This window comes from Streptosporangium sp. NPDC051022 (genome assembly GCF_040683035.1).
Classification (GTDB): Bacteria; Actinomycetota; Actinomycetes; order Streptosporangiales; family Streptosporangiaceae; genus Streptosporangium.
On sequence record NZ_JBFBCF010000006.1, the window covers coordinates 226821 to 239559 of the forward strand.

The 12739-nt window shown below is 71.5% G+C and carries 9 protein-coding genes; 1 reads left to right on the forward strand and 8 read right to left on the reverse strand.

What is annotated here, in order from left to right; translation table 11 throughout:
* Positions 1–111: 111 nt before the first annotated feature.
* Complete coding sequence (gene gltB / locus AB0N02_RS13915; protein WP_363945729.1) at positions 112–4617, reverse strand: glutamate synthase large subunit; 4506 nt, start codon at positions 4615–4617, stop codon at positions 112–114.
* Positions 4618–4887: 270 nt separating this feature from the next.
* Here gltB and AB0N02_RS13920 point away from each other — a divergent pair, with 270 nt between their 5' ends.
* Complete coding sequence (locus AB0N02_RS13920; RefSeq protein WP_363945731.1) at positions 4888–6453, forward strand: bis-aminopropyl spermidine synthase family protein; 1566 nt, start codon at positions 4888–4890, stop codon at positions 6451–6453.
* Positions 6454–6543: 90 nt separating this feature from the next.
* On the opposite strand, the gene AB0N02_RS13925 is transcribed toward AB0N02_RS13920, so the two are convergent.
* From AB0N02_RS13925 to trpA, 7 genes are all read right to left on the reverse strand, one after another.
* On the reverse strand, positions 6544–7173 hold the full coding sequence (locus tag AB0N02_RS13925; RefSeq protein WP_363945733.1) for a hypothetical protein: 630 nt from the start codon (positions 7171–7173) through the stop codon (positions 6544–6546).
* A gap of 39 nt (positions 7174–7212) precedes the next feature.
* Positions 7213–8061 carry a hypothetical protein gene (locus AB0N02_RS13930; protein ID WP_363945734.1) on the reverse strand — a complete coding sequence of 283 codons (849 nt, stop codon included), beginning with the start codon at positions 8059–8061 and terminating at the stop codon, positions 7213–7215.
* Entirely contained in the window at positions 8058–8777 is a 720-nt protein-coding gene (locus tag AB0N02_RS13935) for a VIT1/CCC1 transporter family protein (protein ID WP_363945735.1), read from the reverse strand. Before AB0N02_RS13935 ends, AB0N02_RS13930 begins: the two co-directional genes overlap by 4 nt.
* 29 nt (positions 8778–8806) lie before the next feature.
* Positions 8807–9871, reverse strand: coding sequence for a prolipoprotein diacylglyceryl transferase (gene lgt, locus AB0N02_RS13940; RefSeq protein ID WP_363945737.1), 1065 nt, complete (start codon positions 9869–9871; stop codon positions 8807–8809).
* 26 nt (positions 9872–9897) lie between these two features.
* Positions 9898–10662: a thioredoxin domain-containing protein gene (locus AB0N02_RS13945; protein WP_363945740.1), complete on the reverse strand. Its 765-nt coding sequence runs from the start codon at positions 10660–10662 to the stop codon at positions 9898–9900.
* Positions 10663–10673: 11 nt separating this feature from the next.
* The gene (locus AB0N02_RS13950; protein ID WP_363945742.1) at positions 10674–11243 is read right to left on the reverse strand and encodes a DoxX family protein; all 570 of its coding nucleotides are present in this window, start codon (positions 11241–11243) and stop codon (positions 10674–10676) included.
* 683 nt (positions 11244–11926) lie between these two features.
* Positions 11927–12721, reverse strand: coding sequence for a tryptophan synthase subunit alpha (trpA, locus tag AB0N02_RS13955; protein ID WP_363945744.1), 795 nt, complete (start codon positions 12719–12721; stop codon positions 11927–11929).
* Positions 12722–12739: the final 18 nt, after the last annotated feature.

Below are 12739 nucleotides of genomic sequence, written 5' to 3' on the forward strand. Positions count from 1 at the left end.
CCTGGTGAGCGCGGTCGGCGGTGACCGCGTGGACGTGCGTCGGCAGCTGCGTCATCGGACCGCCCGAACGGCGCAGCCGACCTTGGTCGCCTCGGTTTGTCGGCATCGGCGTCACCCCTGGACGGCGGCGGCCATGACCGCCTCGTCGATGTCGCGGCCTTCGAGTCGCGCGGCTTCGGCGGCGCGCAGTACCCGCCTGTAGTCGGTCGGCATGATCTTGCGGAAGCGGGACGGGTCCCAGTCGGTCAGGAGCGCCTTGGCGACCGTGGAGCCGGTCTCCGTCAGGTGCGTCTCGACGAGCTCCCGCAGTTCCTCGGAGTCGGCCTCGTCCAGCTCCTCGATCTCCACCATCTCGCGGTTGACCCGCGCGGCGTCGAGGTCGAGCAGGTAGGCGACGCCGCCGGACATGCCCGCGGCGAAGTTGCGGCCCGTCGGGCCGAGGACGACGGCCCTGCCGCCGGTCATGTACTCGCAGCCGTGGTCGCCGACGCCCTCGACGACGGCGGTCGCGCCGGAGTTGCGGACGCAGAAGCGCTCACCGACGACGCCGCGGATGAACGCCTCACCGGAGGTCGCGCCGTACAGGCCGACGTTGCCCGCGATGATGTGGCCGTCCAGCGGGGCCTCGTCGTACGGCTGGACCGTGATCCGGCCGCCGGACAGGCCCTTGCCGAGGTAGTCGTTGGCGTCGCCGGTCAGGCGCAGCGTGACGCCCTTCGGCACGAAGGCGCCGAAGGAGTTGCCCGCCGAACCGGTGAAGCGTACGTCGATGGTGTTGTCGGGCAGGCCCGCGCCGCCGTACCGCCTGGTCACCGCATGACCGAGCATGGTGCCGACCGTGCGGTTGACGTTGCGGATGGGCAGTTCGAGCGTGACGCGCCGGCCGTTCTCGAGCGCTCCCTCGGCGAGCTGGATCAGCGTGTGGTCCAGCGCCGCCTCCAGCCCGTGGTCCTGCTCCCGGGTACGGCGCAGCGCGGTGCCCTCGGGCAGCTCGGGCCGGTGCAGGATCGGCGCCAGGTCCAGGCCCGAGGCCTTCCAGTGCTGCTCGGCCGGGGCGGTGTCCAGCAGCTCGGCGTGGCCGATGGCCTCCTCCAGGCTGCGGAAGCCCAGGGCGGCGAGGTACTCGCGGATCTCCTCGGCGATGAACTCGAAGAAGTTGACCACGAATTCGGGCTTGCCGCTGAACCGCTTGCGCAGCTCGGGGTTCTGGGTGGCGACGCCGACCGGGCAGGTGTCCAGGTGGCAGACGCGCATCATCACGCAGCCGGAGACGACCAGCGGGGCGGTGGCGAAGCCGTACTCCTCGGCGCCGAGCAGCGCGGCGACGATCACGTCGCGGCCGGTCTTGAGCTGGCCGTCGACCTGTACGACGATCCGGTCGCGCAGGCCGTTGAGCAGCAGCGTCTGCTGGGTCTCGGCCAGGCCGAGCTCCCAGGGCGCGCCCGCGTGCTTGAGCGAGGTCAGCGGGGAGGCGCCGGTGCCGCCGTCGTGGCCGGAGATGAGCACGACGTCGGCGTGGGCCTTGGACACGCCCGCCGCGACCGTGCCGACGCCGACCTCGGCCACGAGCTTGACGTGCACGCGGGCGGCGGGGTTGGCGTTCTTCAGGTCGTGGATGAGCTGGGCGAGGTCCTCGATGGAGTAGATGTCGTGGTGCGGCGGCGGCGAGATGAGGCCGACGCCCGGGGTGGAGTGCCGGGTCTTGGCGATCCACGGGTAGACCTTGTGGCCGGGCAGCTGGCCGCCTTCGCCGGGCTTGGCGCCCTGGGCCATCTTGATCTGCAGGTCGTCGGCGTTGACGAGGTACTCGGAGGTGACGCCGAAGCGGCCGGAGGCCACCTGCTTGATGGCCGAGCGGCGGGCGGGGTCGTAGAGCCGCTCGGGGTCCTCGCCGCCCTCGCCGGTGTTGGACTTGCCGCCGATCCGGTTCATCGCGACGGCGAGGGTCTCGTGCGCCTCCATCGAGATGGAGCCGTAGGACATGGCGCCGGTCGAGAAGCGCTTGACGATCTCGCCGACCGGTTCGACCTCGTCGATCGGGACCGGCTCGCGGACTCCCTCGCGCAGCGTGAACAGGCCGCGCAGCGTCATGAGCCTCTCGGCCTGGGAGTCGACGAGGGAGGTGTACTCCTTGAAGATCTCGTAGCGGCGCGAGCGGGTGGCGTGCTGCAGCTTGAAGACCGTCTCGGGGTTGAACAGGTGCGGTTCGCCCTCGCGGCGCCACTGGTACTCGCCGCCGACCTCCAGGCGCCGGTGGGCGTTCTCGGCGCGGGGGTAGGCGCGCTCGTGGCGGAGCGCGACCTCCCTGGCGAGGACGTCGAAGCCGACGCCGCCCAGGCGGGAGGTGGTTCCGGCGAAGCAGGCGCCGATGACGTCGTCGTCGAGGCCGAGGGCCTCGAAGATCTGCGCGCCGGTGTAGGAGGCGACGGTGGACACGCCCATCTTGGACATGACCTTCAGGACGCCCTTGCCGTACGCCTTGATGAGGTTGCGTACGGCCTTGCGCCTGTCGGTCCCCAGGACGCCGGAGTCGACCATGTCCTCGACGGTCTCGATGGCGAGGTAGGGGTTGATCGCGCCCGCGCCGTAGCCGATGAGCAGGGCCATGTGGTGGGCCTCGCGGGCCTCGCCGGTCTCGATGACCAGGCCGACCCGGGTGCGGGTCTTCTCGGCGATGAGGTGGTGGTGGACCGCGCCGGTGAGCATCAGCGACGGGATCGGCGCCAGGACGTCGGAGGAGCCCCGGTCGGAGAGCACGATGATCCGCGCCCCGCCCCGGATCGCCTCGGAGACCTCGGCGCGGATCTCCTCGAGGCGGTGGAGCAGGGCCTCGCCGCCGCCGCGCACTTCGTAGAGGCCGGAGACGACGTACGGGTGGAAGCCCGGCAGCGCGCCCTCGTCGTTGATGTGGATGATCTTGGCGAGCTCTTCGTTGTCGATCACCGGGTAGGGCAGCACGAGCTGGCGGCAGGAGGCGGGACCCGGGTCGAGCAGGTTGCCCTCGGGGCCGAGCGTGCTGGCCAGGGAGGTGACGAGCTCCTCACGGATGGCGTCCAGCGGCGGGTTGGTGACCTGCGCGAACAGCTGGCTGAAGTAGTCGAACAGCAGCCGGGGCTTGTCGCTGAGCACCGCGACCGGGGTGTCGGTGCCCATGGAGCCGATCGGCTCGGCTCCGGTGGCCGCCATCGGCGACAGGATGATCCGCAGCTCCTCCTCGGTGTAGCCGAAGGTCTGCTGCCGCTTGATCAGGGCCTCGTGGGTCGGGATCTCGCGCGAGCGGGCGGGCAGTTCCTCGAAGCGGACCAGCCCGGCGTGCAGCCAGTCGGCGTAGGGCAGCTCGGCGGCGAGCTCGGCCTTGATCTCGTCGTCCTCGATGATCTTGCCGCGTTCGGTGTCGATCAGGAACATCCTGCCGGGCTGGAGGCGGCCCTTGCGGACCACGTCCTGCGGGGCGATGTCGAGGACGCCCGCCTCGGAGGCGAGCACGACGAGGCCGTCGGCGGTGACCCAGAACCGGCCCGGGCGCAGGCCGTTGCGGTCGAGGACCGCGCCGACGAGGGTGCCGTCGGAGAAGGTGATCGAGGCGGGGCCGTCCCAGGCCTCCATGAGCGTGGAGTGGAACTCGTAGAACGCCCGGCGCGCGGGGTCCATCTCGGTGTTGTTCTCCCACGCCTCGGGGATCATCATCAGCACGGCGTGGGGCAGCTTGCGCCCGGCGAGGTGGAGGAGCTCCAGCGTCTCGTCGAAGGAGGCGGTGTCGGAGCCGTCCGGGTCGCAGATCGGGAACAGGCGCGACAGGTCACCGGGGAGCGCGGCGGTCTTCAACATGGCCTCGCGGGCGCGCATCCAGTTGCGGTTGCCCTTGACCGTGTTGATCTCGCCGTTGTGGGCGATGTAGCGGTAGGGGTGCGCCAGCGGCCACGAGGGGAAGGTGTTGGTGGAGAAGCGCGAGTGGACCAGCGAGATCGCGGTCTCGTAGCGTTCGTCGCTCAGGTCGGGGAAGAACGGCTCGACCTGCAGGGGGGTGAGCATGCCCTTGTAGACGATCGTCCGGGAGCTCAGCGAGGGGAAGTAGACGTGCGCCTCGTGCTCGGCCCGCTTGCGCAGGCAGAAGGCCGGCCTGTCGAGCCCGACGCCGCTCTCGCCGTTCGGGGAGGTCACGAAGAGCTGGCCGAAGAACGGCATCACCGCGCGGGCGCTCGGCCCGGGGAGCGTGGAGTCGGTCGGGACGTCGCGCCAGCCGAGGACGGTCAGTCCCTCCTCCGCCGCGATCTCCTCGATCAGCCGTACCGCGACCGCCCGCGCCTCGGGGTCGGCGGGCAGGAAGGCGATGCCCGCGGCGTAGGACCCCGCGTCGGGCAGCGGGAAGCCGGCCACGGCGCGGAAGAAGGTGTCGGGGATCTGGGTGAGGATACCGGCTCCGTCACCGGTGTCCGGTTCGCTACCCTGGGCCCCCCGGTGGTCGAGGTTGCACAGAGCCGTCAGAGCCTTCGCGACGATGTCGTGGCTGCGTCGTCCCGCCACGTCGGCGACCATGGCGACGCCGCAGGCGTCGTGTTCGTTAGAGGGGTGGTAGAGGCCCTGGGGCTCGGGAAAGCCAAGGTGGGCAGCAGGCATTGAATCCCTCCCGTCGTCTCACTGCTGGTGGATAAGCAAAGGGACGACGTTGGCCCTGCTGCGTGGTGGATAGACATTACCGTACCCTCTTGGAAACCTGTCCACCCGGTCCACATCACGACCATTTAGTACAGATTTGCCCGCTTTGGTCAACGTGCCGGTCGGGCGTCGTATTCCAGGTGAGACTTCCGGTGAGACCCCCTTCCACCTCCCGACGCCCCCTTCCGCTTCCAGGTGAGCCCCCTTCCGGACGGGCCCTAAGGTGGGCTCATGGAAGCGATTGCGGAGCTCCTCGCGCGTGCGGGTGTGGACGGCAGGCGGCCGCGTGCGGTGCTGGCGGCGCTGGGCGACGGCCGCTGGTGGACCCTGGCCGACCTGGTCCGGGAGACGGCGACGTCACGGCGGACGGTCGAGGCTCTGCTGCGCGAGGTCGACCTGCGGCGCTCCGGCGACCGGTTCCGGCTCGCGGAGCCACTGCCCGGCCTGACCCGGCACGAGGCCGCGCCCGCCGACCCGGTGGCCCACCTGCTCCCCGGGCACGCCGCCCTCGTCGCCAGGATGGACGAGCTGATCGCCAAGGCGCCCCGGGGCCGTCACACGCTGGACCACGTGGCCGCGACCGCGGAGACCGTGGTCCGGCGGGCCCTGCTGCTGGACGCCCGGTTCTGGCTGGAGGGCGCCCGCCTGCTGTGCGTCGGCGACCACGACCTCACCTCGCTGGCCGTGGCGGCGCTGCGCCCGGACCTCGAGGTGACCGTGGCCGACATCGACGAGCGCATCCTCGCCTACATCGACGAACAGGCCGGAGCGCTCGGCCTGCCGGTGCGGACCCGCTGGGCCGATCTGCGCCTGGGCCTGCCGGCCTCGACGCGCTCGTGGGCCGACCTGGCGATCACCGACCCGCCCTACACGCCGGAGGGCGTCGGGCTGTTCGTCGCCCGCGCCGCCGAAGGCCTGCGCGACCGCGACCAGGGCCGGATCCTGCTGGCCTACGGCGCCGGCGAGCGCACCCCGGCGCTGGCGCTGAAGGTGCAGCAGGCCCTGTCCCAGCTCAACCTCCTCAGCGAGGCGATCTATCCCGACTTCAACCGCTATCTCGGCGCCGAGGCCATCGGCTCCGCCGCCGACCTGTACATCCTGCGGCCGACCACGAAGACCTGGCCCGCGGTGGCCGCCCGCGTCGACGGCCTCAGCGCCGCCATCTACACCCAGGGCCCGCAGTCGATCGAGTCCGCCGCCCCTGCCGCCGCCCCGGTGTCCGTCCCCGGCCAGGCGCCGGAGGTGCTCGTGGGCGACTGGCCCAGGGAGCTGCTGCCCAAGGTGCCCAGGGCCCGCCTGACGACCTGGCTCGCCAAGCCCTACGCCAGCGATCCCGGCGAGGTGGCGATGGCCGTGCCCGCCGGGCTCGAGGCCGCGCTCCCCCGGCTGCTGCTGGCCACCAGGGCCCGCCGTGTCCAGGTCACCCTGGCCGCGCCGCCCGCCGAACCGCTCGCCGAAGCGCTGTCGGCCGTCTACGAGCTGACCGTCGAGGGGCGGACCGTGCGCGCCGTACGGCTCCCGCTCCCCGGCACCGGCGAGGAGCTCGTCCTGCGGCGCATCCTGGACAACGCCCACGGCAAGGTCGTCAACACCTGGCGGGAGGCGCTCATCAAAGCCCGGGGAGACCTGACCAAGAAGCAGGCCAGGGCGATCATCGCCGCCGTCGCCCCCTGGGCCGACGACGTCACCGTCCTGGAACTGCCCGCCCACCGGCTCCGGGAGCTCGGGGGCCTCGGAGGCCCCGGGGACCTCGGGGGCGCGGTGGCGAGATCCCTCACCGCGCCGGCCCCCGCCTGACCGGCCGCCCGGTCCCCGACTGACCCGAGGCCCGGATTCGGACTTCGAGTCCGGCCGGGGCCCCGGCCGCGGCCCCGGCCCCGATCCCGGTCAGTTCAGCAGGCGCCGCTGGATCAGCAGGCTGGGGCTGTCGACGGCCAGCTGCGGATAGGTGAGGTCGACCCGGCTCCCGCCCGCGGCGCCGGTGACCGGGCCGACCCAGCTGACGGTGACGTAGTGGCCCAGGGCACGGGCCTGCGCCCAGCCGTGCGAACCGTCGAAACCCTCGGGGGTGCCGGGGACGGGCCGGACGAACCCGCCGTCGCCGAGCGCCGCCACGAGCCTGTCCGCGGCGGCCGAGTCGGCCAGGTTGAAGATGACGAACTGCCCGGACACCCGGCCGTCCCGGGTCGCGTAGCGGGCGCGCAGTACCTGGGTGCAGCCGTCGACCGCCTGCTCGGCGCTCCCCCACACCGCCGAGGCGCAGTCGGTGAGCGTCTCGGTTCCCTGGCGTGCGAGCGTGGTGCCGCCCGCGGTCACCGACGCGGTGGGGAAGATCTCCGCGGCTGTCAGAGGGGCGGGGTCGACCGCGCGGGTGGCGATGGGGGCGTAGTGCGCCGTGGTCCTCTCGGCCCTGAAGGTGGCCGGGCGCTGGGCCTCCGCGCCGCCCCGCATCCACAGGAACGCCCCCGTCCCTGCGGCGACGGCGAGCACGACGGCGGCGACGATCCACTTGCGCATGACCGATGAGCCTACTGGGACCTGAGGCGTCACGCGGGATCAGCCGCCGGCTGGGCCGACCGCGACGACTCGCCGGAACACGGCCTTCTCCGCGCGGCGGACCGCCAGCGACAGGGAGACGAAGTCGTCTCTGGGGCCGGGTTCGGCGCCGTCCGCGCGCCCGATCCAGACCAGGCCCGCGTAGTGGCCCATGGCGTGGCCGCTGGCCTCGGTGTGACCGCCGGTGGGGAAGAGCGGCGTCCCGGACGGGACCTGCACCCAGCCGCCCCGGTAGGTGGCGTTCAGCGACTGGACCAGTCCGTCGGCGGACTCGGTGTCGCGCAGGTTCAGCAGGGTGTACTGGGCGACGTAACGGCCGTCCGCGCTGCGGTAGGTGCCCCGCAGCGCCTGGGTACAGCCGGCCTCGGCGAGCCGGTCGGCCAGCTCCTGACTCCAGATCACCGCCGAGCAGTCCGTGTCGAGTTTGGTGCCCGACAGCTTCAGCGTGACCCCGCCCTCCTTGAGGGTCTTCTCGCCGAAGACGTCCTTCGCGGTGAGCGGGGTCGGGTCGGCGTCGATGCGCGCGATGGGCGCGAACAACTTCGGCGAGACCCAGCCGCGGTAGGCGTCGGGCCTGGGCTGGGTGGAGATCGCCGCGGCGGTGGCCCGCTCGGGCACGAAGTCGTTGCCGATCGTGGAGATCGCGAAGGTGACGGCGACCGCGGCGACGAGCACGCCCGCGACGGACCCGACGATCACCAGCAGCCGCTGCTGGACCTGGCTCAGGCCCCACTCCTCCAGCTGGGGGATGTTCCAGTTCGGCGTCCTGGTCTGGGTACGGCGGCGCTTGCGGCCGGAGGGGGCCGAGGGATCGGGGGGACCGGGGGGGCCGGAGGGGGTGGTCGTCACGGCCCGCCTCCTCCGAGCAGGTGGCCGAGGCCGAAGGTCAGCGCCGCCGCGACCATGCCGACGACGAGCTGGCGCAGGCCGCTGTACCACCAGCTGCGCGCGGTGACCCTGGAGACCAGGGCGCCCGCCCCGAACAGCGCCAGGCAGGACAGGATCGCCGAGCCGACAAGGCTGGTGACCCCCAGCAGGTAGGGCAGGAGCGGCAGGATCGCGCCCACGCTGAAGGACAGGAACGAGGAGATCGCGGCGATCCTGGGCGAGGGCAGGTCGCCCGGGGTGACCCCGAGCTCGGCCCTGGCGTGCACCTCCAGCGCCTTGTCGGGGTTTCTGGAGATCTGCCTGGCCACCTCGGCCGCCAGTGCGGGATCGACGCCGCGCGACTCGTAGAGCAGGGCGAGCTCGCGCTGCTCGGCCTCCGGGTGGCGTTCGAGCTCGCGCCGCTCCACGTCGATCTCGGCGATCGCGAGTTCCCGCTGGCTGGCCACCGAGACGTATTCGCCCCCGGCCATGGAGAACGCGCCCGCCGCCAGCCCCGCCATTCCGGCCAGCACGATGACCCTGGTGCTGGCCGTACCGCCCGCGACACCGGCGATCAGCGCGAAGTTCGAGACGAGCCCGTCCATCGCTCCGAACACCGACGGCCGCAGCCATCCTCCGTTGACGTCACGGTGGGCGTGGTGAATCTCGGCGCGCCCAGCGGTCTCGCCGTCGTTCATCGTTTCTCTTTCTTTCCCCCCGGCACGGCTCACGCCGTGCCTCCCTCCACGGAGGTCCCGTGCCCGTCTCCGGCCGCCTTCGTCTCGGCCTCGTCCGCCTGGTCGGAGGAGTGGGCCGGATCGACCCGGTTCCCACCGGTCGCGGCGAAGGCCGACACCGCCTCCACCTTGCCATCCTCCGCGTCCGCGTCCCCGCCCCGCGCATCGGCCTCGTCGTCCTGGCCGGACGGGTGGGCGGGATCGGCCGTCTCCTCGGCGCCGGGGGCGGACTCGGGAGCCGCGCCGACCGACTCCTCGCCGGTCTTGTTCCTGGCGTACCAGAAGTAGACGAGCGCCGCGACGAACAGCACGATCGAGGTCCACTGGTTGAGCCGCAGGCCCAGGATGTGGTGGGCGCTGTCGATGCGCAGGCCCTCGATCCAGAACCGGCCGGCGGTGTATCCGGCGACGTAGAGGGCGAACACCCGGCCGTGCCGGAGCGCGAACCTGCTGCCCGCCCAGATCAGGACGAGGGCCAGGCCCAGGTCCCAGATCGATTCGTACAGGAACGTGGGGTGGTAGGTGAACGCGCCCGGCACCGTTCCCGGCTTGTCGGGGTCGATCTCCAGGCCCCACGGCAGGTCGGTCGGGCTGCCGAACAGCTCCTGGTTGAAGTAGTTGCCCCACCGGCCGATGGCCTGGGCGACCGCGATGCCGGGGGCCACGGTGTCGGCCACCGCGGACAGGGAGATCCCCCGGTTGCGGCAGCCGAACCACACGCCCAGGGCTCCGAGCGCGACGGCCCCCCAGATGCCCAGCCCGCCGTTCCAGATGTACAGCGCCTCGATCGGCGTGTGGGGGGCGTCCGGCCCGAAGTAGAGCTGCCAGTCGGTGATGACGTGGTAGAGGCGCCCGCCGACCAGCCCGAACGGCACCGCCCAGACGGCGAGGTCCACGATCGTGCCCGGCGCGCCGCCGCGGGCACGCCAGCGGCGTTCGCCGATGATGACGGCGACGACGACGCCCAGCACGATGCACAGTGCATAGGCCCTGATGGGAATTACACCGAGGTACCACACCCCTTGGGAGGGGCTGGGAATCGAGGCGAGGGGCATGTCAGGTGACGTTACCGTGTCGCGGGCTACTTGGCGGCATCGAGAACGGCCTTGCGGAGACTGCCGGGGTTGAACGCGACCTCACCGCTGATCTCGGTACCGTTGATCTTCAATGTCGGAGTGCCGCTGAGCTGGGCCGACTGCAGGGTCTTGGTGCTGTAGTCGGCCTGCTCGGCCGCCTTCTGCTGACCGGTCACGCACGTGGCGAATCCGGGCGCGGTGACCCCCGCCTCCTCACCCCAGGAGACCATGTCCTCGGTCTTGAAACCCTCGACGGTCTCGGGGGGCTGCTCCTTGAACAGCCTGTCGTGGAACCTGCTCCACGCGGCGCCTCCGGGAATGCAGCGGACGGCGGCCCCCGCGCGCAGGGAGTTGCCCCGGGTGATGCCGCCGTTCGCCTCCGGCGAGAAGATCGTGATCGGGTGGTAGACCACCTTGACCTTGCCCTCGGCCGCCAGATTCTTGATCGTGGCCCCGCTGGTCTCCTCCATCGCCTTGCAGGCGGGGCACTGGAAGTCCTCGTAGACGTCCAGCACCGGCTTCTCGACGCCCGCGACGGACATCACGAAGGAGCCGTCGGGGGAGGCGGTGATCGGTGCGAGCGCCTGGGTGACCTCCTCGGGTCTGCTGGCGACGGCGGCGTACCACCAGCCGGCTCCGACGGCGCCGAGCGCGATGATCGACACAGCGATGATCGTGGCGATTCGCCTGAGCCGGTCCTTCTGCCGCTGCTCCTCGCGCTGCGCCCTGATCCGGTCACGCACCGACTGATCCCGCGCTGCCTTGCCCATCGGTGGTCCTCCTATTCGCGTGGCTCCTCGTCCTCGTCGTCGCCTGCGATGTCGTCGTACGGCTCCCGCTCCGGAGCCAGCCCGAGCGCGGAGTCCAGTGCGAGCCGCCCCGGCGCGAACCAGGTGACGACCACGCCGAGGACGAACAGGCCCGAGTCCCGCAGGATGTCGATGAGGTAGTCGGGCTCGACCCCCGGCCCGAGCCGGCCGCCGCCGCCGAAGCAACCGCAGTCGATGCGCAGCCCGCGCGCCCACACCGAGGCGATGCCGATGACGAACGCCAGCATGAGCGACACGGTGATGACACCCGCGACACGGGTGAGCAGCCCCACAACCAGCAACACCCCTATGACGATCTCCAGGATGGGCAGGCCGTAGCCGACCACCGCGGCGAGCGAGTCCGGAAGCAGTTCGTATGCCTTGACCGACTGAACGGAGAGCACGGGGGTGCCGATCTTGCCCCAACCCGCGACGATCAGCACTCCAGCCAGCACGAACCGTGAGGCGGTCGTTACCCAGGGTAGCGTCGAACGGGTGGTGCGCGACCTCGGAGGGGCCTGCTTTTCAGAAGTCACGAGCATCAGGGTCTCCCATTCCAAGCCTCCGTCGTTGCCGATCTGAATGGATACGCACGTTCCCTGAGGGAACCTCACCAGGTGCCGGATAAGCGTTGAATAAAGCAATCCGCAGGGCGAAAAGCCCAGGAATGACCGCTTCCGGAACCTTGCCGGAAACAGGCCGGGCCCCTGCGAACTGGGAAATCGTAGCGAAGCACTGTGCGCGGCGTCCCCGGATCGGCGCCAGGGCGTCCAGGCCGGACGGAACAGAAGATGCGTGCGCTCTCGGCGCGGCGGACTGTTCTCAGAGTACGCCCGGAGCTGGGACGGGGTCCGCCGCGACCTCCGCACGCCACGGATTCGGCAGTGCTCCGGACGGCGCCCCGGACGGCGCCCCGCACGGCGGCCGGGACGGCTGCCGGGGAGACGGCCGGGAGACGCGCCCCGCCGTCTCACGCGGGGCGGCGAAATGCCGTACCGGACGCTCTCTCCCACCGTCGCGGGGCGCGGTACACCGGATATTCCGCCGTAATCCAAACACCCAAATATGGGCGAATAACGGCAAGTTCCTTAAGTTATCCACACTTAGCTATGCGGATGACAGGGAACGGCAAATAATTAGACGGCAAAGAAAAGTGCGGCCGTCCCGCGGGACGGCCGCACTCGATGACAGGGCTCCTCACACCGGAGGCGGGCCCGGCGGGCGGTCAGCCGCGCACGCCCGCCGCCAGCTCGGCGCCCAGCTCGCGCACCGCCGCAAGGCCCGAGGCCTCGTCCGGCGCGTCCAGAAGGCGGCGGATGAACGCCGAGCCCACGATGACGCCGTCGGCGTAGCGGGCCACCTCGGCGGCCTGCCCGCCGGTGCCGACGCCGAGGCCGACGCAGACCGGCAGCTCGGTCTGCAGGCGGGTCCGCTCGACCAGGCCCTCGGCGGCCCCGCTGACCGAATCGCGGGCACCGGTGACGCCCATCAGCGAGGCGGCGTAGACGAAGCCGGTGCAGCACTCGGCGACGGCCCTGATCCGCGGCTCGGGCGAGCTCGGCGCGACCAGGAAGACCGTGTCGATCCGGGCCTCCTTGCTGGCCTCGCGCCAGGGACCCGCCTCCTCGGGGGTCAGGTCGGGGGTGATGGTGCCCACCCCGCCCGCGTTCGCCAGGTCGCGGGCGAACCGGTCGGCGCCGTAGCGGTCGATCGGGTTCCAGTAGGTCATGACCAGCGTGGCCGCGCCGGTTTTGGCCACGCCCTCGACCGTGCGCAGCACGTCGGCGATGCGGGTGCCGTTGGTCAGCGACCGGTGCACGGCGTCCTGGATCGTCGGGCCGTCCATGAGCGGATCGGAGTACGGCAGGCCGATCTCGATCACATCGCAGCCCGCCTCGACCATGGCGGTGGCGGCCGCGATCGCGCCGTCCTTCGTGGGGAACCCGGCGGGCAGGTATCCGATGAGGGCGGCGCGGTCGTCCGCCTTCGCCTTGGCGAACACCGTCTGAAGAGTCGTCATCGTTGGTTCCGTTGCGGT

Bases quoted from the DNA above. Each gene is read 5' to 3' on its own strand.
- lgt (WP_363945737.1), bottom strand. From the start codon at position 9,871: ATGCCCCTCGCCTCGATTCCCAGCCCCTCCCAAGGGGTGTGGTACCTC.
- AB0N02_RS13945 (WP_363945740.1), bottom strand. From the start codon at position 10,662: ATGGGCAAGGCAGCGCGGGATCAGTCGGTGCGTGACCGGATCAGGGCG.
- gltB (WP_363945729.1), bottom strand. From the start codon at position 4,617: ATGCCTGCTGCCCACCTTGGCTTTCCCGAGCCCCAGGGCCTCTACCAC.
- AB0N02_RS13935 (WP_363945735.1), bottom strand. From the start codon at position 8,777: ATGAACGACGGCGAGACCGCTGGGCGCGCCGAGATTCACCACGCCCAC.
- AB0N02_RS13950 (WP_363945742.1), bottom strand. From the start codon at position 11,243: ATGCTCGTGACTTCTGAAAAGCAGGCCCCTCCGAGGTCGCGCACCACC.
- AB0N02_RS13920 (WP_363945731.1), top strand. From the start codon at position 4,888: ATGGAAGCGATTGCGGAGCTCCTCGCGCGTGCGGGTGTGGACGGCAGG.
- trpA (WP_363945744.1), bottom strand. From the start codon at position 12,721: ATGACGACTCTTCAGACGGTGTTCGCCAAGGCGAAGGCGGACGACCGC.
- AB0N02_RS13925 (WP_363945733.1), bottom strand. From the start codon at position 7,173: ATGCGCAAGTGGATCGTCGCCGCCGTCGTGCTCGCCGTCGCCGCAGGG.